This is a genomic window from Arthrobacter sp. J156 (assembly GCF_056172865.1).
The window spans coordinates 753158-771379 of the sequence record NZ_CM149650.1 but is presented as its reverse complement, the minus strand read 5'-3'; the positions used below and the strand labels follow the sequence as shown (position 1 = coordinate 771379).

The following is an 18222-nucleotide window of genomic DNA, read 5'->3' as shown; positions in this document are numbered from 1 at the left end:
GTGGGCGGGGGTCCGGAGGTCGACGACTACGAGCTCGCCGGGGTGCCGGACGCCTTCCAGCGCCTCTGGACCCCCTACCGCATGGCCTACATCAAGCGTGGGCAGGACCAGGTCACCGGCGAGGACGACTGCCCGTTCTGCCGCGGTCCGGAGCGCGGCGACGAGGAGTCCCTGATCGTGCACCGGGGGCGGACGGCCTACGTCATCCTCAACCTCTTCCCCTACAACTCGGGTCACCTGCTGGTCTGCCCCTACCGGCACGTGCCCGACTACACGGACCTCACCGTCGAGGAGACGGCGGAGCTCGGCGCGTTGACGCAGGAGGCCATGCGCGTCCTGCGGGCGACCGCCGGGCCGTCCGGCTTCAACCTCGGCATGAACCAGGGCGTCTCCGGGGGCGCCGGCATTGCGGCCCACCTGCACCAGCACGTCGTGCCGCGCTGGAGCGGCGACGGGAACTTCTTCCCGATCATCGCCCAGACCAAGGCGATCCCTGCGACGCTCGCCGACGTGTGGGAGCAGCTGGCCGCGGCCTGGCCGGCCGGCTGAGCCGCGTCCCGTCCGGGGTCGTCGCAACGCGCTTCACCATGCGTCACGCCGCCCGGCAGGAGGCCGGTGACGCCGGCCACGGTGGCTTAGGATGGAACGTACCCTCTCCAACCATTGAAAGGACTCTTTGTGTCCAGCAATGAAAGCACCCCGGCGCAGCCTTCCGTGACCGGCAGCTCGCGGGTGAAGCGCGGCATGGCCGAGATGCTCAAGGGCGGCGTCATCATGGACGTCGTCACCGCCGAGCAGGCGCGCATCGCCGAGGACGCCGGTGCCGTCGCCGTCATGGCCCTCGAGCGCGTGCCCGCCGACATCCGCGCCCAGGGCGGCGTCTCCCGCATGTCGGATCCCGACATGATCGACTCCATCATCGAGGCCGTCTCGATCCCGGTCATGGCCAAGGCCCGCATCGGGCACTTCGTCGAGGCGCAGGTGCTCCAGGAACTCGGCGTCGACTACATCGACGAGTCCGAGGTCCTCTCGCCGGCCGACTACGTCAACCACATCGACAAGTGGGGCTACACCGTTCCGTTCGTGTGCGGTGCCACCAACCTCGGCGAGGCGCTGCGCCGCATCAACGAGGGCGCCGCGATGATCCGGTCCAAGGGAGAGGCCGGCACGGGCGACGTCTCGGAGGCCACCAAGCACATCCGCAAGATCACGAGCGAGATCAACGTGCTGCGCTCGATGACCAAGGACGAGCTCTACGTCGCGGCCAAGGAGCTGCAGGCACCCTACGAGCTCGTCGCCGAGATCGCCGAGACCGGCAAGCTGCCCGTCGTGCTCTTCGTCGCCGGCGGCGTCGCCACCCCGGCCGACGCGGCCATGATGATGCAACTGGGCGCGGACGGCGTGTTCGTCGGCTCCGGCATCTTCAAGTCCGGCAACCCGGCCGAGCGCGCAGCCGCCATCGTCAAGGCCACGACCTTCCACGACGACCCGAAGGTCGTCGCCGAGGTCTCCCGCGGACTCGGCGAGGCGATGGTCGGCATCAACGTCGCGGACCTTCCGGCCCCGCACCGCCTGGCCGAGCGCGGCTGGTAGCGGGCACCCCGCAGACAGGCAGGACGCCCCGTGGACCCTGGTCCGCGGGGCGTCTTCGTCTCGCTGGCGATGGGCCGCCGGCTTCCGGCCCGCGGCGCCCGGGGGAAGGGACCGGGTTCAGCCGCCCCGGCGGGGCAGCGGCAGGTGCAGGCGGCGCCCGCGGCCGATGAGCTGCAGCCCGCCGGCCGTGAGGAACGCACCGGCCCCCGGACCCGAGCCGGCGACGACGTCGTGGCCGTCGAGGGAGTCGACGAGGCTCCGCACGAGCGAGGAGCCGACCCCGCGCCGCCGGTACGAGGCCGCCACGGCGAGCCCCTGGACGGACACGTCGCCAGCGGCGGTCAGCTGCCCGAAGGCGCGCCCCACGAGGGCGCCCTCCCCGGTCCGCGCGACGGAGTGTTCGACGCGGCGCAGCGGGACCCGGAAGCGCGCGGCGTCCTGCCAGGCGGTGGCCGCCTGGACCTCGAGCGCGTCCGGACCGCTCGCCTCCGGCACCGGCGCGCCGATCCTGGCCCGGCCGCCCCAGGCCCCGTGCCCGGCCCGCCAGGAGCCGGTGTGCCACAGCATCGGCGGTCCCTCGCGGAAGCCGAAGGCGCGCAGGGCGGAATCGTCGGCCGCCGCGTTGAGGGCGACCTGGACCGATTCGGCGCCAAGGCGGCCCGCCTCGGCGAGCCCCGGCCGGAGGCCCGCGTCGTCGGCGCGCTGCGGATAGAGCAGTACCACGCGGCGCCGCGCCGGCAGCCACGCCCAGCTGCAGCCGTGCGTCGTGAAGACCCGGCCGCCGGTGGCGAGGGCGAGCGTGCGTTGCCACTCGGCCCAGGCGGACTGGGCCTCGGCCAGGGTGGCCACCCGATCAGCCGTCGAGTCCGCGGCGGGCCAGCAGCGGCGCCGTGTCGGCGTCGCGGCCGCGGAAGGCGCGGTAGGACTCGAGCGGATCGCGCGTGTTGCCGCGGGAGAGGAGCTCGCGCCGGAAGGTGTCGCCGTTGGCGCGCAGCAGCCCGCCGTTCTCGGTGAACCAGTCCACGGTGTCGGCGTCGAGCACCTCGCTCCAGATGTAGGAGTAGTAGCCGGCCGCGTAGCCCCCGTCGAAGACGTGCTTGAAGTAGCCGGTCCGGTAGCGCGGCGGGACCAGGTCCGGGTCGAAGCCGGCCTCGCGCAGGACCCGGTCCTCGAAGGCGAGCGGATCATCCACGACCTCGCCGGGGGAGAGCGTGTGCCAGGCCAGGTCCAGGACGGCCGCGGCCAGGTACTCGGCGGTCGCGAAGCCCTCGCCCCACAGCGCTGCGGCCTCGATCCGTTCCAGGACGCCCTCGGGCAGCGGCTCGCCCGTGGCGTGGTGCCGGGCGTAGTGACCGGCGATCCCGGGGTGGAAGAGCCACATCTCGTTGACCTGCGAGGGGTATTCCACGAAGTCGCGCGGCACCGCCGTCCCCGCGAGCGACGGGTACCGGGCCGCCGAGAAGAGCCCGTGCAGGGCGTGGCCGAACTCGTGGAAGAGCGTGCGCGCCTCGTCGAGGCCCAGCAGCGCGGGGCCGCCGTCCGCGGGCGCCGGGATGTTGAGGTTGTTGGTGACCACGGGCAGCTCGTCGAGGAAGGAGGCCCCGGAGCGGATGGAGTTCATCCACGCGCCGCCGGCCTTCGTCGGCCGGGCGAAGTAGTCGCCGAGGAAGAGCCCGAGCACGCTCCCGTCGGCGTCGGCCACTTCCCAGACGCGCACGTCCGAGTGGTACACGGGAAGATCGGTGCGCTCGGTGAACCCGATCCCGTAGAGCCGCCGCGCGGCCTCGAAGACGCCGTCGTGGATCAGCCGGTCGAGCTCGAACCACGGTCGCAGCGCCGCCTCGTCGAGCGCGTACTCGTCCCGCTTCACGCGGGCGGACCAATACGCCCAGTCCCAGGGCTCGACGTCGCGCCCCGCCGCCGCGGCGAGCACCCGGGCCTCGGCGCGGGCGTTGGCCATCGCCGGTGCGGCGAGGGAGGCCATCCGCTCGAGGACGGCGTCGACGGACGGCGCGGTCTGGCCGGCGAGGACGTAGTCGGCGTGGTGGGCGAAGCCGAGCAGGCCCGCGCGTTCGGCACGCAGCGCCGCCATCCGCGCGCCGAGGTCGACCGCGCGTTCACCGCCTGCCGCCGGCGCCCCGGTCCCGCGGCCGAGCGAGGCCTCGAAGAGGCGCCGCCGGGACTCCGGCCGCTCAAGGCGGGCCAGCAGAGGCTGCGAGGTCGGCAGGACGAGCGTGATGAGATAGCCGCCGTCGTGCCCCGCCCGGCGGGCGGCGGCCGCCGCGGACTCCAGCTGGGCGTCGTCGAGGCCCTCGAGCTCGCCGGCGTCCTCGAAGTGCACGGCGGCCGAGTTCATGCCGTCCAGGAGCAGCTCCGAGTACCGCGTCGACAGGGCCGAGAGCTCGGCGTTGAGCGCGCGGAGGCGGTCCTTGTCCGCCTCGCCGAGGGCCGCGCCCGCCTCGCGGAAGGCGCGCAGCGTCTCGGCCGCGAGCCGGTCCCGTTCCCCGTCGACGCCGGACAGGTCCTCGGCGGCCAGACGACCGTAGAGCTCCCCGTCGAGGTGGACGGCGTCGCGGTGGGCCGTCAGGACGGCCTGGATCCGGGCGTGCGCCTCGAGGATCCCGGGCGTCCCGTGGGAGGCCTTGACGTTGGAGAAGGCCATGACCGCGCGGCGCAAGAGCTGACCGCTGCGCTCGAACGCCTCGAAGGTGCCCTCGAATCCGGCGTCCGCGGGCGCGGCGGCGACGTCCCGCAGCTCGGCCAGCTGCTCCGCGGCGCCGCGTTCCACGGCCTCGACGTAGTGCGCGGGCTGGAGCGAGGAGAAGTCGGGCATCTGGAACGGCAGGGGGCTGGGGGTCAGCAGCGGATTGGCCATGGATCAACCTTTTCACATCGGCCCGCGGTGACGGGCGTGGCGCTCCGGGGCGAACCGGGCGCGGCCTATGCTCGAGGCATGCCCGACCACCGTGCCGTGTTCCTCCGCCGCGCCCTCGCCTGCGCCGCGGCGGCCCTCGTGCTGGCGGTGGCCGCGTGCCAGCCGGCGTCCCGGTCGGGTCCCTCCGGCGGGCCGGAATCCCCGCCCGGCGGGTCGCAGTCCAGGGCTCCCGCAACCTCGGCCGACGCACCACATCCACGGCAGAGTACGACGCCGGGGCCCGGCCCGGGCGGAAGCGCCGGGCAGGGCGCGGGGCCGGGGCAGACCGCCTCCGCCGGCGGTACTCCGGGCGGGAGCGCGCCGGGCGCGGCGACCGGCGGGGGCACCGGTGCGGAGGCCCTCCGGGAGCCGTGCGCGGCCGAGCGCTGCGTGGACCTCGTGGTCACGGGGGACGTGCTGCTGCATCCCGCGCTGTGGGAACAGGCCGCCGCCGATGCGCGGGATCCGGGCGCCCTTGACTTCGCCCCGCTGCTCGCCGGCCTCGCACCGTTCCTCGCCGCGGCCGACCTCGCCGTCTGCTCGCTCGAAACCCCCGTCGCGGCCCCGGGAGGTCCCTATTCCGGCTATCCGGCGTTCAACGTCCCTCCCGAGATCGTCCCGGCCCTGGCCACCACCGGCTACGACGCCTGCACGACCGCGACGAACCACACGGTCGACGCCGGGACGGCGGGCCTGCGCCGCACGCTCGACGAACTGCGCCGCGCCGGGCTCGCCTCCACGGGCTCCTACGCCTCCGCCGCCGACGCCTCACGGCCGCTCGTCCTCGACGCGGGCGGCACCCGGATCGGCCTCGTCACGGCCACGTACTCGCTCAACGGACTCCGGGCGGAACAACCGTGGATGGTCGACCTGATCGACGTCGAGGCCCTCAAGGCCAAGGCGCGCACGGCCCGGGCGGAGGGGGCCGAGCTCGTCGTCGCGGGCCTGCACGCGGGAGAGGAATACAGCTCCACGCCCAATGCCCAGCAGCTCCAGGTGTCCCGGGCCCTGGCCGAGAGCGGCGAGTTCGACTTCATCTACGGCCACCACACGCACTCCGTGCTGCCCCTGGAACTCCACGCCGGGACCTGGATCGCCTACGGCCTCGGCAACTCGGTGGCCCGGCACGCCACGGACCTCGCCGTGAACCGCGAAGGGCTCACCGTCGCGGTCCGCTTCGAGCGCGAGGACGGCACCTGGAGGACCGCCGCGCCCCGCTGGGCGGCTCACATCATGGCCCGCGCACCCTACCGCTGGTGCGCGCTGCCCTCCGCCACCGCATGCACGAGCCCCGCCGAGGACGCCGCGTCGCTCGCGCGCACCACCGCGACCGTCAACGCGATGGACGCCGAGCGCCACGGTGCGCGGCGCTGGGAGCCCGGCACCGGCGTCGTACCGTAGGCTTGAGCAGCCCCACCTACCACGTCCCGCCCCGGCGGTCCACGCCCGGAGCACCGGGAGAAAGCGAGCACGCGTGCCCAGAATCGGCGTCCTGGCCCTGCAGGGAGACGTGCGCGAGCACGCCGCCGCGCTCGAGGAGGGCGGGGCCGCGGTCACGACCGTGCGCCGGCCCTCCGAACTCGACGGCCTCGACGGCCTCGTGATCCCCGGCGGCGAATCCACCGCGATCGACAAGCTCGCCCGCGCCTTCGGGATCACCGGTCCGCTGCGCGAGCGCATCGCGGACGGCTTTCCCGTCTACGGTTCCTGCGCCGGGATGATCCTGCTCGCCGACACGATCGCCGACCCGGCCACCGACCTGCGCGGCGAGCCGCAGCAGACCTTCGGTGGCCTGGACATGGTGGTGCGCCGCAACGCGTTCGGCCGCCAGGTCGACTCGTTCGAGACGCGGTTGCGGATCGGCGCCCTGGACGCGCTGCCGGGCGTCGCCGAGGGCGCCGAGTCGGAACCCGTGCACGCCGTGTTCATCCGGGCGCCCTGGGTCGAATCGACCGGTCCCGGGGTCGAGGCCCTGGCCTCGGTCGAGGTACGCGGACGGGACGAGCCGGAGGATGCGCCCCGGGTCGCTAGAATTGTCGCAGTTCGTTCGGGGATGCTGCTCGCCACCTCCTTCCACCCGGAAGTGACGGGGGAGCGCCGCATCCACCGGCTTTTCATCCAGATGATCAGAGGAGAAGCGTAAGCATGTCGGGCCACTCCAAATGGGCAACCACCAAGCACAAGAAGGCCGTGATCGACGCCAAGCGCGCCAAGGCCTTTGCCAAGCTGATCAAGAACATCGAGGTCGCGGCGCGGGCCGGCGGCGCCGACCTGGCCGGCAACCCGGCCCTTGAGCTCGCCGTCGCCAAGGCCAAGAAGACCTCGGTGCCCAACGACAACATCGACCGCGCCATCAAGCGCGGCGCCGGCCTCACGGGCGAGGTCGTGGACTACAGCGAGATCATCTACGAGGCGCGCGGCCCCCAGGGCTCCGCCCTGCTGATCGAATGCCTCACGGACAACAAGAACCGTGCGGCGTCCGACGTCCGCGTGGCCATCACCCGCAACGGCGGCACCGTCGCCGACCCCGGGTCCGTCGCGTACCTGTTCACACGCAAGGGCGTCGTCGGCCTGCCGAAGAAGGAGCTCACCGAGGACGACGTCCTCATGGCGGTGCTCGACGCCGGTGCCGAGGAGGTCAAGGAGTCCGGCGACGCGTTCGAGGTTCTCTCCGAGCCCACGGACCTGCGCGCCGTCGTGGCCGGCCTCGACGAGGCCGGGATCGAGTACGAGTCCGACGAGGTCGAGTTCGTCCCGTCGATGCACGTCGAGCTCGACGCCGACGCCGCGCGCAAGTTCCTCAAGCTCGCCGACGCGCTCGAGGAGCTCGACGACGTGCAGAACGTCTACTCCAACGCGGACATCACGGCCGAGGTCATGGCCGAGCTCGAGGAGGACTAGCCTCCGTGGCGCTGCGCGTGGCCGGCGTCGACCCGGGCCTGACGCGCTGCGGCCTGGCCGTCGTCGACGTCGAGCCCAACCGGCGCGCGACGCTCGTGGACGTCGCGGTCGTCGGCAGCGGCCCGGACCAGGCGCTCGACGCCCGGCTGCTCGTTATCGCCGAGGCCATCGACGCGTGGCTGGACCGGCACCGCCCCGACGTGCTCGCGGTGGAGCGGGTCTTCAGCCAGCTCAACGTCAGCACCGTCATGGGCACGGCCCAGGCCTCGGGGATCGTCATCGCCGCGGCCGCGCGCCGCGGGATCCCGGTCGCCCTGCACACCCCGACGGAGGTCAAGGCCGCCGTGACCGGGAGCGGGCAGGCGGACAAGGACGCCGTCGGCCGGATGGTGGCCAGGATCCTCAGGCTCGATGCACCGCCACGCCCGGCGGACGCCGCGGACGCCGCGGCGCTCGCCATCACGCATGGTTGGCGCGGCGCCGCCCCGGGCTCGCATGCGAGCGCCTCCGCCCACGGCGGCTCGAGCGGACTGACTCCCGCGCAGCGGGCCTGGGCCCAGGCCGAGGCTGCGGCCCGCAAGGGCGGCGCGTGCCGGCGCTGAACGCCGCCACGCCGGGCGGGCGTACCGCCCGCGGGGGCCGTGGCAGGCGGTAAGGTATTCGTAGATGTGTTCGGATGGCCGTTCCGGCCCCGGACCGATGACGACGCCGGAGGGTGGCCTTTCGATGATCAGTTCCCTGAGCGGGACGGTCCAGCATGTTGGACTCGGCAGCGCGGTCGTGGACGTGTCCGGCTTCGGCATGCTCGTCCAGGCGACGCCGCAGACGCTGTCGGGGCTGCACGTGGGGCGGCAGGCCGTGCTGCATACCGCCATGGTCGTGCGCGAGGACTCCATGACGCTCTACGGCTTCGGCGACACGGACGGCCGGGAGGTCTTCGAGGTGCTGCAGTCCGTGGCCGGGATCGGTCCGCGGCTCGCCCTCGCCGTGCTCGCGGTCCTCTCACCGGAAGACGTGCGGATCGCCGTGGCCGGGTCCGACACGAAGACGCTGACCCGAGTTCCCGGGATCGGCCCGAAGGTCGCCCAGCGCATGGTCCTCGAGCTCGCGGGCAAGCTCGCGCCGACCGGGGCCCCCGGATCCACCACCCCGGCGGTTCCGGCCGGCGAGGCCTGGCGGGCGCCCGTTCTCGAGGCGCTCACGGGCCTGGGCTGGTCGGAGAAGGACGCCGGCAGGGCCCTCGACGCGACGGCCGGGGACCAACCGGAGATCGTGGCCGGCGGAAACGTCGGGGAGATCCTGCGGACGGTGCTACGCGACCTCGGGCGCGGCAGCGCCCGGAGCGGCCGGTAGGGGTCCCGGATGGCCGATCCCTCGCCCGTCACGGCCGGCAGCGAACCCGAGGAGCGCGCCCTCGAGGCGGCCCTGCGGCCGAAGAACCTCCACGACTTCGTGGGGCAGCAGCGCGTCCGGCGCCAGCTCTCGCTCGTCCTCGAGGCGGCCCGCATCCGCGAACGGACGTCCGACCACGTCCTGCTCTCGGGACCGCCCGGCCTCGGCAAGACGACCCTGGCCATGATCGTCGCGGCCGAGATGAACGCCCCCCTGCGCATCAGCTCCGGTCCCGCGATCCAGCACGCCGGCGACCTGGCGGCGATCCTGTCCTCCCTCACGGAGGGGGAGGTGCTCTTCCTCGACGAGATCCACCGGATGAGCCGGCCCGCCGAGGAGATGCTCTACATGGCCATGGAGGACTTCCGCGTCGACATCGTCGTCGGCAAGGGCGCCGGGGCCACCGCGATCCCGCTCGAGCTGCCGCCCTTCACCCTCGTCGGCGCGACGACGCGGGCGGGCCTGCTGCCCGGCCCGCTCCGGGACCGCTTCGGTTTCACGGGCCACCTCGAGTTCTACTCCGTGGACGAGCTCGAGCTGGTCCTGCGCCGCTCGGCGATGCTCATGGACCTCAAGGTCACCTCGGCCTCGTTCACCGAGATCGCCTCCCGCTCTCGGGGCACGCCGCGCATCGCCAACCGCCTCTTGCGGCGGGTGCGCGACTGGGCCCTCGTCCACGGCACCGAGGAGATCGACGCACGCTCCGCGGGCGCGGCGCTGGATATGTACGAGGTCGACGCGCGCGGGCTCGACCGCCTGGACCGCGCCGTCCTCCAGGCGCTCTGCACCAAGTTCGGCGGGGGACCGGTCGGGCTCTCGACGCTCGCGATCGCCGTCGGAGAGGAGACCGAGACGGTCGAGACCGTGGCCGAGCCGTATCTGGTCCGCGAGGGGCTGCTCGGCCGCACGCCGCGGGGCAGGATCGCGATGCCGGCCGCGTGGGAGCACCTCGGGCTGGCCATGCCCTCGGGCGCCTTCGGGGCCCAGGAGGCCTTCGAGCTCGACGGGGAGGCGGCGGGGGAGTAGCCCCGCGGCCGGGCACGGGGAAGGGGCCGGGGTTGCGGCGCTCACACTTTGTCCAGATTCGGCCTATACAATGGTGTCTTGCGCCGCCCGGCCCAGGCCGCCGCGCGCCCGGCAGACTTCGCAAGAACACAGACAGGTTTCCCCTTGACGATTACGGTACTGGCCCAGAATTCCTCAGAGCAGGCCCCGCAGGGCGGCTTCGATCCGATGTCGCTCATCCTCTTCGCGGCGATCGGCCTGCTGATCTTCATGATGTTCCGCACGCGTCGCAAGGCGCGCGCGCAGCAGGAGCAGATGAAGTCGCAGCTCGCCCCGGGATCGCAGGTGATGACGCAGTTCGGGCTCTTCGGCACGGTCGTCTCGATCGACGCCGAGGAGAACAAGGTGGTCCTCGAACTCTCCCCGGGCAGCACGGCCACCGTGCATTCACAGGCGATCGCCCGCGTGATGGACGCCGAGCCCGCCGCCGAAGAGCAGGCGCCCGCCGGGACCTCCAGCCTGGACGAGACCCCGGAGGAGACGCTGCGCCGCCTTGAGGAAGACGGCAAGAACAAGGAATAGGCCACTCACGGCGGGCAGCCGGGATGCACGACGCATCCCGGCTGCCCGCCGCTGAATTCCCGCCGCGGACCAAGAAGAAAGTTCCACGATGTCAACAACAGGCCCGATCAGGCACGCACGGCGTGCCCTGCTGTGGCTCGGCGTGCTCCTCATCGCCCTCAGTGCCGTGCTCGTCGGCGGCGTCGCCTCGGGCAACACGACGTGGGCGCCGAAGCTCGCGCTGGACCTGGAGGGCGGAACGCAGATGATCCTCGCCCCCGAGGTCGCCGGCGGTGCCGCCGCGACGCAGGAGCAGCTCGACCAGGCCGTCGAGATCATCCGCCAGCGCGTCGACGGCTCCGGCGTCGCCGAAGCCGAGATCACGACCCAGTCGGGCCGCAACGTCGTGGTCTCCATGCCGGGCACCCCGTCCGCCCGGGAGCGCCAGCTCATCCAGGCCTCCGCGAACATGGAGTTCCGGCCCGTGATCCTGGCCGGTTCGTTCGGCGCCACGCCCGAGGAGAACCGCACGCCGGAAGACCAGCTCCCCGAGCCGTCGGCCGAGCCGGAGAACGCCTCCGACACCAACTGGATCTCCCCGGCGCTCATGCAGGAGTTCGAGGCCTACGACTGCGCCGCCGAGCTCGCCGAGCGCAGCGACTCCGTCAACGACCCCGGGCAGCCCATGGTCGCCTGCGATCCGTCGACGCTGTCGAAGTACATCGTCGGCCCCGTCGAGATCCCCGGCCAGAACATCGTCGACGCGAGCCACGGCCAGCAGCGCAACGCCCAGGGCTTCGTGACGGGCGGCTGGGCCGTCAACCTCGAGTTCAACGGCGAGGGCACGGGGCAGTTCCGCGAGGTCACCCAGCGCCTCGTCGGCATGACCGGGGCCCAGAACCAGTTCGCGATCCTCCTCGACGGAGTGATCGTCTCCGCCCCGACGACGAACGCGGTCATCGCGGACGGCCGCGCGGAGATCTCCGGCAGCTTCACCGAGGAATCCGCCCGCGAACTGGCCGAACAGCTCAAGTACGGCGCCCTGCCGATCAGCTTCGAGATCCAGAGCGAACAGCAGATCTCCGCCACCCTCGGTGCCGACCAGCTCCGCATGGGCATGATCGCGGGCATCATCGGGCTCGTCCTCGTGGCCCTGTACTCCTTCTTCCAGTACCGCCTGCTCGGCCTGGTCACGATCGCATCCCTCGTGGTCGCGGGCCTGCTGACCTACCTCGCGCTCGTCCTGCTGGGCTGGGCGCAGAACTACCGGCTCTCCCTGGCCGGCATCGCGGGCATCATCGTCGCCATCGGCCTGACCGCCGACTCGTTCATCGTGTACTTCGAGCGCATCCGCGACGAACTGCGCGATGGGCGCAACCTGGCCTCGGCGGTCGAGACCGGCTGGAAGCGCGCCAAGCGGACCATCGTGGCCTCCAAGGCCGTGAACCTGCTCGCCGCCGTCGTGCTCTACCTCGTCGCCGTTGGCAACGTCCGCGGCTTCGCGTTCACCCTGGGCCTGACGGCCATCGCCGACCTCATCGTCGTCTTCCTGTTCACGCACCCGGTGCTGCAGCTTCTGGCCCGCACCCGCTTCTTCGGCGAGGGACACCGGCTCTCCGGCCTTGACCCGTCGCTGCTCGGCGTCGTGCCCCTCTACCGGGGCGCCGGGCAGGTGCGGCGGTTCAACGAGGAGGCCGACGCGGCCCGTTCGAAGCGCAATGCGGCCTCCGCCCAGGAGGCGGCCCGACGCCAGACCATCGCCGAACGCCGCAAGGCCGCCGGGCGCGACTCGGTGACGACCCCCTCCACGAAGGATTCCGACCATGCCTAACCTCGCCACCTGGGGCAACGAGCTCTACACGGGCAAGCGCTCCTACCCCTTCGTCGGCCAGCGCCGGCTCTGGTTCGCGATCGCCGGCGTCCTGCTGGTGCTCTCCGTGATCGTTCCGTTCGTCAAGGGCGGCTTCAACCTCGGCATCGAGTTCCGCGGCGGTTCCGAGTTCACCGTCTCGCAGGTCGCCACGACGGAGGTCGCCCTCGGGGAGCAGGCCGTGTCCTCCGTGGTCCCCGACCACACGCCGCGCGTGACGAACATCGCCCCCGGCACCATGCGCGTCCAGACGGAGCGCATGAGCGACGACGAGACGCTCGAGGTCGCCAGGGCCCTGGCCGAGGCCTACGGGGTCTCCGCGGACCGCGTCACGTCCACGTTCGTCGGCCCCACGTGGGGCCAGGACGTGTCCAAGCAGGCGCTCATCGGCCTGGTCGTGTTCATCGTCCTCGTGGCCCTGCTCATGGCGTTCTACTTCAGGACCTGGAAGATGTCGCTCGCGGCCATCATCGGGCTCTTCACGGTCGTGACGGTGACCGCGGGGATCTACGCGCTCTCCGACTTCGAGGTCACGCCCTCGGCGATCATCGGCTTCCTGACCATCCTGAGCTATTCCCTCTACGACACGGTCGTGGTCTTCGACAAGATCCGCGAGAACACCTCCAACGTCTTCGAGCAGTTCGAGCGGACGTTCGAGGAGAAGGTCAACCTGGCCGTGAACCAGACGCTCGTGCGCTCGATCAACACCTCCGTGGTCGCGATCCTGCCGGTCGCCTCGATCCTCTTCATCGGCGCGTTCCTGCTCGGCGCGGGCACGCTGCGCGACCTCGCCCTGGCGCTGTTCATCGGCATCATCGTCGGAACGCTGGCCACGGTCTTCGTCCAGGCCCCGCTCTACGCGCTCTTCCGCGCGGGCGAGCCCGAGATCGTGCGCCACACCAAGCGCGTACACGAGCGGCGTCCGGCCTTCGCCTGACCCGTCACCGGGACGGCCCCTTCGCGGATCCGCCCCACCCGCCACGGTGCCGCCTCCGGCCCCGGCCGCGTGTCGCGCGGACGGGGCCGGAGCGCTGTCCGGGCCCGGTCCGGAGCACGCCGGGCGTGCAGTAATCTTGATGTACCCCGCACGCCGACCGGAGAGGGACCGCCCATGGCCGAACAGCCCGCCGCCCCCGTGCCGGTTCCCGGCGCCGGGAACCGCAATGGACCGGGACGGCGCGAGCGGACCATCTCCCGCCTCGCCCGGCTGGCCGGCCGCACGCCGTCCGGCCAGCCGCCGATCCTGGAACCGCTGCTGCGCACGGTGCGCGCCAACAGCCCCCGCGAGGCGCTGGACCTGATCACGCGGGCCTACGCCGTCGCCGAACGCTGCCACGAGGGCCAGAAGCGCAAGAGCGGCGATCCCTACATCACCCACCCCGTCGCCGTCGCGACGATCCTCGCCGAGATGGGCATGACGGGCACGACCCTCGCCGCCGCCCTGCTGCATGACACCGTCGAGGACACCGACTACTCCCTCGAGCAGCTCGGTCGCGAGTTCGGCACCGAGGTGGCCATGCTGGTCGACGGCGTCACCAAGCTGGACAAGGTCCAGTTCGGCGAGGCCGCGCAGGCGGAGACGGTGCGCAAGATGGTCGTGGCGATGTCCAAGGACATCCGCGTGCTGCTGATCAAGCTGGCCGACCGGCTGCACAACGCGCGGACGTGGCGCTACGTCACGCCCGAGTCCAGCGCCAAGAAGGCCCGCGAGACGCTCGAGATCTTCGCGCCGCTGGCCCACCGCCTCGGCATGAACACGGTCAAGTGGGAGCTCGAGGACCTCTCCTTCGCCGCCCTGCACCCCAAGGTGTACGAGGAGATCGTGCGGATGGTGGGCGACCGCACGCCGGAGCGCGAGAAGTACCTGGCCACCGTGCGGGCCCAGATCGGCGACGACCTGCATCTGGCCCGGATCAAGGCGACGATCACGGGCCGCCCGAAGCACTACTACTCGATCTACCAGAAGATGATCGTGCGCGGCAAGGAGTTCGACGACATCCACGACCTCATGGGGGTCCGGGTCCTCATCGACAGCGTGCGCGACTGCTACGCGACCCTCGGCACCCTGCACGCGCGCTGGAACCCGCTGCCCGGCCGGTTCAAGGACTACATCGCGATGCCGAAGTTCAACATGTACCAGTCGCTGCATACCACCGTGATCGGACCGGGCGGCAAGCCGGTCGAGATCCAGATCCGCACGCACGACATGCACCGGCGCGCGGAGTACGGCGTGGCCGCCCACTGGAAGTACAAGAATCCGGGAGCCAAGGCCGAAGGCAGCGGCCCCGAGGGCTCCGACATGGGTTGGCTGCGGAGCCTCCTGGACTGGCAGCAAGAGACCCGGGATCCGGGCGAGTTCCTCGACTCCCTGCGGTTCGAGATCAACGCGGCCGAGGTCTTCGTCTTCACGCCCAAGGGCGAGGTCATGGCCCTGCCCGCGGGATCCACGCCCGTCGACTTCGCCTACTCGGTGCACACGGAGGTCGGCCACCGCACGATCGGCGCGCGGGTCAACGGCAAGCTCGTCCCGCTCAACAGCGAGCTCCACCACGGCGACTGGGTGGAGATCTTCACCTCCAAGGCCGAGGGCGCGGGTCCCAGCCAGGACTGGCAGGGCTTCGTCAAGAGCGCCCGCGCGCGGAACAAGATCCGCCAGTGGTTCACGAAGGAACGCCGCGAAGAGGCCATCGACAAGGGCAAGGACCTCCTGACCCGGGCGCTGCGCAAGAACAACCTGCCCCTGCAGAAGCTCATGACACACGACACCCTGACGGCCGTCGCCCACGAGCTGCGCCACCAGGACATCACCGCGCTCTACGCCGCGGTCGGAGATGGCCACACCTCGGCGCAGAACGTGATCGAGCACCTGACGGCCCTGGTCGGCCCCGCGCAGGTCGAGGAGACGGAGTTCGACGAGACGCCCGTGACCTCGACGTCGCAGCGGCTCTCGACGTCGGATTCGGGCGTTGTGGTCAAGGGCGCGGGGGAGGTCCTGGCCAAGCTGGCCCGCTGTTGCAACCCCGTGCCGCCGGACGCCATCGAGGGCTTCGTGACCCGGGGATCCGGGGTCTCCGTGCACCGGGCGGACTGTACCAATCTGCTGGCCCTGGCCAACCAGAAGGAGCGCCTTGTCGACGTCGAGTGGGCACCGACCAAGACGAGCGTCTTCCTCGTCGAGATCCAGGTGGAGGCCCTCGACCGCAAGTCCCTCCTCTCCGACGTCACCCGCGTCCTCTCCGAGAACCACGTGAACATCCTCTCGGCCAGCGTGAACACGACCCGCAGCCGCACGGCGCTCTCCCGCTTCTCCTTCGAGATGGGCGACCCCAAGTACCTGCACCACGTGCTGAACGCCGTACGCCGTATCGACGGCGTCTACGACGTGTACCGCACGAGTTCCAATACTGGCCAGCGCCGCACCTGAGCCCGCGGTCCGCGCCCCCGGTCACTACGCCCGGTTGCCGGCCCCGGTCGGTGCGCCCTCCTTCCCATAGGGTCCGCCCGGCCTCCTACGCCACCTCCCGAAGCATCGAACGCACCAGTTCGATCGCCCTCGACTTGCCCGGACGCCGCACGAGCGATTCGAGCCGGCCCAACAGGTGGCCCGGGGGGCAGCCGAGCCCGGCCCGGTGGGTGATCCGGCTCAGAACGGCCCGTGCGGCCGATTCCTCCCCGAAGAGCGCGATGTCGACGGCCGTCCGCACGGGCGTCGTCACGGGCACGCCGCCCAGCAGCTCCGTGTCCCGGGCATCAGTCTCGGCCTCGTGGAGCCGCAGCGGCATCGTGTCCGCCGAGCGGGGGAGGCGGTGGAAGCGCCGCACGAGCACCTCGAGCTCCCCGGGCGGGGGAGCGCAGCCGTGGATCCACGCGGCGGTGAAGCGGCCCAGCGTCCCGGCCGGCACGCGCCCGGCCACGTGTGCCGCCGCCGCGGCCCGCACCTCGGGCGTGTCCGGAAGCCCCGCAGGCACGAGGGCGCCGGGCAGCACGGGCCGCAGCACGCCGTCGAGCACCATGGCCCCGAGCTCCGCGCGCGAGTGGCGCCCGTCGAGGCCGATGACGGAGGGGAGCGCGGAATCGTTCCAGGGGCTGTCCATGGCACCCACTGTTCCATCGGGCCCGGGAACGCGACAGGGGCGCCGCTTCCCTTGTGGAAAGCCGGCGCCCCTGTGAGGCGGCAGTGCCCGGCCCGTCGGCCGGGACCCCGCTACTGGAAGTCCTGCGCGGACCTCTGCAGCGTCTCGAGCCACGAGCGCCGGGCCTCAAGCGCCTCCTCGGCCGTGCGGATGGACCGCTCGTTGCCACCGGCACGGGCGGCCTCGAGCTCCGACTCGAGCTGCGCGATGGTGTCCTCGAGCTGGGTCAGCATGCTGTTCGTGCGCGCCTTGGTCTCGGGATTGGAACGACGCCACTGCTCGTCCTCGGCGGAGCGCACGGCCTCCTCGACCTGGCGCAGCCCGCTCTCCATCCGCTGCATGTCGGCGCGCGGCACCTTGCCGGCCGCGTCCCAGCGGTCGCGGATCGAGTCGAGGGCCTTCTTCGCGGCGGCGAGGTCCTTGATCGGCAGGAGCGACTTCGCCTCGGCCAGGATCTGCTCCTTGACGGCGAGGTTCCCGGCGAACTCCTGGTCCAGGGCGTCGTTCGCGGCCTGCCGCGCGTTGAAGAAGACGTCCTGGGCGGCACGGAAGCGCGCCCAGAGGGCGTCGTCGTCCTTGCGGGACGCCCGCTTGGAGGCCTTCCACTCGTCCATGAGGCGGCGGTATTCGCCGGCAGTGTGGCCCCAGTCGGTCGAGCTCGAGAGCGCCTCGGCCCGTGCGATGAGGGCCTCCTTGGCGGCCTTGGCCTCCGAGTTGTCGGCATCGAGCTGGGAGAAGAAGGCGCGGCGGTGGCGGTCGAACGTCGTCCGCGCCGAACGGAAGCGCTTCCAGAGCGCGTCCTCGGTCGAGCGGCCGAGGCGGACGCCGTGCTTCTGCGCGCCCTTCCACTGCTCGAACAGCTCGTTCATCCGGTTGCTGCCCTGCTTCCACTGGACGTTCGCCGGATCCTTGGCGGCCAGTTCCTCGGCCTCGGCGACGATCGCCTCGCGGGCGGCGAGCTCCTGCGTCCGCTGCTCCTCGTGCGCCTTGCGCTCGGCGCGCTGCAGCTGGGCGACCTCGCCCCGGACGGTCTCGATCCGGGCCTCGAGGGCGGCGAGATCGCCGACCATCCCGCGCTCGGCGACCTGCTCGGCCAGGTGGTCCAGGGTCTTGGTCATATCGCCGGCGGGCGCCTTGGCGGCGACGCGCTGCTCGAGCAGCAGGAGCTGACTCACGACGTCGTCGTGCTTGCGCACGAAGTAGGCGAGCGCCTCCTCGGGGCTCGCGTCGGGGTACTGGCCCACGGGGTGCTCTTCGCCGCCAATGAGGACGAACACATGGCCGTCCTCGGCGACGCGGGCGAACTTCGCGGCCTCGTCCAAGGGGGTGCTGTACGACGGCGGCGCAGGAACCACGGGTGCCGCGGGCTGGGCGGGGCGGTGGGCGACTGCGGCCGGCGACGGGACGCGTCCTCCCGGCTTCGGGCCGGGGACCGGGGCGGGGGACGGCGCGGGCGCCGGCTCCTCGGCCTGCGGCTCCTGCGCGGCAGGCTCCTCGGCCTGCGCCTCCGGCGTGGTCGGTTCCTCGCCCTGCGGCTCCTGCCCGGCAGGCTCCTCGCCCTGCGGCTCCTGCGATGCAGGCTCTTCGGGGGCGGCCGTCCCTCCCGGAGCTGCGGCCTCGGCGGGCCGGGCTTCCACGGTGTCGTCCTGCGCCTGCACGTCGTCGTGCTCGGTGGCCTCGGCCGGTGCGGACTGGATCTGGTCGTCGGATTGCTGACTGGTGGTCACCGCTGGAACTCTTTCACTCGACTCGGTCCCGGACGGCTTCCGGGACCCCTGTGGTACTCCGGCCACTTTACCGAGTTGCCACCCTCACAGGTAGTTGCGTGGCGGGGGGCTTCGCGGCACGGCCGC

General features: G+C 72.1%; 16 protein-coding genes. 12 read left to right on the top strand and 4 right to left on the bottom strand.

Going from position 1 to position 18222, the window contains the following annotated elements; genetic code table 11:
- Positions 1-549 carry an HIT family protein gene (locus AC0QR5_RS03595; protein ID WP_329861332.1) on the top strand — a complete coding sequence of 183 codons (549 nt, stop codon included), beginning with the start codon at positions 1-3 and terminating at the stop codon, positions 547-549.
- Between the two features lie 195 nt (positions 550-744).
- Complete coding sequence (pdxS, locus tag AC0QR5_RS03590; RefSeq protein WP_475372508.1) at positions 745-1593, top strand: pyridoxal 5'-phosphate synthase lyase subunit PdxS; 849 nt, start codon at positions 745-747, stop codon at positions 1591-1593.
- Positions 1594-1710: 117 nt separating this feature from the next.
- Here the strand turns inward: pdxS and AC0QR5_RS03585 are convergent, their stop codons facing one another.
- Positions 1711-2442 (bottom strand): GNAT family N-acetyltransferase, encoded by a 732-nt coding sequence (locus tag AC0QR5_RS03585; RefSeq protein ID WP_329861334.1) that lies wholly within the window; start codon positions 2440-2442, stop codon positions 1711-1713.
- Between the two features lie 4 nt (positions 2443-2446).
- Positions 2447-4468, bottom strand: coding sequence for a M3 family metallopeptidase (locus tag AC0QR5_RS03580; protein WP_329861335.1), 2022 nt, complete (start codon positions 4466-4468; stop codon positions 2447-2449).
- Positions 4469-4546: 78 nt separating this feature from the next.
- Between AC0QR5_RS03580 and AC0QR5_RS03575 the strand changes: the two genes are divergently transcribed.
- The 10 genes from AC0QR5_RS03575 to AC0QR5_RS03530 all read left to right on the top strand — a co-directional run bounded on the left by AC0QR5_RS03575 (position 4547) and on the right by AC0QR5_RS03530 (position 15660).
- Positions 4547-5908 carry a CapA family protein gene (locus AC0QR5_RS03575; RefSeq protein ID WP_329861336.1) on the top strand — a complete coding sequence of 454 codons (1362 nt, stop codon included), beginning with the start codon at positions 4547-4549 and terminating at the stop codon, positions 5906-5908.
- 73 nt (positions 5909-5981) lie between these two features.
- Positions 5982-6650: a pyridoxal 5'-phosphate synthase glutaminase subunit PdxT gene (pdxT, locus tag AC0QR5_RS03570; protein WP_329861337.1), complete on the top strand. Its 669-nt coding sequence runs from the start codon at positions 5982-5984 to the stop codon at positions 6648-6650.
- A 2-nt stretch (positions 6651-6652) separates the two neighbouring features.
- Positions 6653-7408, top strand: coding sequence for a YebC/PmpR family DNA-binding transcriptional regulator (locus tag AC0QR5_RS03565; RefSeq protein WP_329861338.1), 756 nt, complete (start codon positions 6653-6655; stop codon positions 7406-7408).
- A 5-nt stretch (positions 7409-7413) separates the two neighbouring features.
- Complete coding sequence (gene ruvC / locus AC0QR5_RS03560; RefSeq protein WP_329861339.1) at positions 7414-8010, top strand: crossover junction endodeoxyribonuclease RuvC; 597 nt, start codon at positions 7414-7416, stop codon at positions 8008-8010.
- Between the two features lie 124 nt (positions 8011-8134).
- Positions 8135-8761 (top strand): Holliday junction branch migration protein RuvA, encoded by a 627-nt coding sequence (gene ruvA, locus AC0QR5_RS03555; RefSeq protein ID WP_329861340.1) that lies wholly within the window; start codon positions 8135-8137, stop codon positions 8759-8761.
- A 9-nt stretch (positions 8762-8770) separates the two neighbouring features.
- Positions 8771-9826 carry a Holliday junction branch migration DNA helicase RuvB gene (gene ruvB / locus AC0QR5_RS03550; protein WP_329861341.1) on the top strand — a complete coding sequence of 352 codons (1056 nt, stop codon included), beginning with the start codon at positions 8771-8773 and terminating at the stop codon, positions 9824-9826.
- 144 nt (positions 9827-9970) lie between these two features.
- The gene (gene yajC / locus AC0QR5_RS03545; protein WP_329861342.1) at positions 9971-10387 is read left to right on the top strand and encodes a preprotein translocase subunit YajC; all 417 of its coding nucleotides are present in this window, start codon (positions 9971-9973) and stop codon (positions 10385-10387) included.
- An 88-nt stretch (positions 10388-10475) separates the two neighbouring features.
- Positions 10476-12197 carry a protein translocase subunit SecD gene (gene secD, locus AC0QR5_RS03540; RefSeq protein ID WP_329861346.1) on the top strand — a complete coding sequence of 574 codons (1722 nt, stop codon included), beginning with the start codon at positions 10476-10478 and terminating at the stop codon, positions 12195-12197.
- Positions 12190-13173 carry a protein translocase subunit SecF gene (secF, locus tag AC0QR5_RS03535; protein WP_329861348.1) on the top strand — a complete coding sequence of 328 codons (984 nt, stop codon included), beginning with the start codon at positions 12190-12192 and terminating at the stop codon, positions 13171-13173. Before secD ends, secF begins: the two co-directional genes overlap by 8 nt.
- A 174-nt stretch (positions 13174-13347) precedes the next feature.
- A complete protein-coding gene (locus tag AC0QR5_RS03530) occupies positions 13348-15660 on the top strand; it encodes a RelA/SpoT family protein (protein ID WP_329861349.1) in 2313 nt (770 codons plus the stop codon).
- An 85-nt stretch (positions 15661-15745) separates the two neighbouring features.
- On the opposite strand, the gene AC0QR5_RS03525 is transcribed toward AC0QR5_RS03530, so the two are convergent.
- Together AC0QR5_RS03525 and AC0QR5_RS03520 are read right to left on the bottom strand one after the other, a co-directional pair.
- Positions 15746-16330, bottom strand: a complete 585-nt coding sequence (locus tag AC0QR5_RS03525; RefSeq protein WP_329861350.1) for a type IV toxin-antitoxin system AbiEi family antitoxin — start codon at positions 16328-16330, stop codon at positions 15746-15748.
- A gap of 110 nt (positions 16331-16440) precedes the next feature.
- Entirely contained in the window at positions 16441-18096 is a 1656-nt protein-coding gene (locus AC0QR5_RS03520) for a DUF349 domain-containing protein (protein WP_329861351.1), read from the bottom strand.
- Positions 18097-18222: the final 126 nt, after the last annotated feature.

Excerpts from the sequence above, each read along its gene's own strand:
- pdxS (WP_475372508.1), top strand. The coding sequence starts at position 745 with ATGGCCGAGATGCTCAAGGGCGGCGTCATCATGGACGTCGTCACCGCC.
- AC0QR5_RS03580 (WP_329861335.1), bottom strand. The coding sequence starts at position 4,468 with ATGGCCAATCCGCTGCTGACCCCCAGCCCCCTGCCGTTCCAGATGCCC.
- AC0QR5_RS03575 (WP_329861336.1), top strand. The coding sequence starts at position 4,547 with ATGCCCGACCACCGTGCCGTGTTCCTCCGCCGCGCCCTCGCCTGCGCC.
- AC0QR5_RS03565 (WP_329861338.1), top strand. The coding sequence starts at position 6,653 with ATGTCGGGCCACTCCAAATGGGCAACCACCAAGCACAAGAAGGCCGTG.
- ruvA (WP_329861340.1), top strand. The coding sequence starts at position 8,135 with ATGATCAGTTCCCTGAGCGGGACGGTCCAGCATGTTGGACTCGGCAGC.
- ruvB (WP_329861341.1), top strand. The coding sequence starts at position 8,771 with ATGGCCGATCCCTCGCCCGTCACGGCCGGCAGCGAACCCGAGGAGCGC.
- secD (WP_329861346.1), top strand. The coding sequence starts at position 10,476 with ATGTCAACAACAGGCCCGATCAGGCACGCACGGCGTGCCCTGCTGTGG.
- secF (WP_329861348.1), top strand. The coding sequence starts at position 12,190 with ATGCCTAACCTCGCCACCTGGGGCAACGAGCTCTACACGGGCAAGCGC.
- AC0QR5_RS03530 (WP_329861349.1), top strand. The coding sequence starts at position 13,348 with ATGGCCGAACAGCCCGCCGCCCCCGTGCCGGTTCCCGGCGCCGGGAAC.
- AC0QR5_RS03525 (WP_329861350.1), bottom strand. The coding sequence starts at position 16,330 with ATGGACAGCCCCTGGAACGATTCCGCGCTCCCCTCCGTCATCGGCCTC.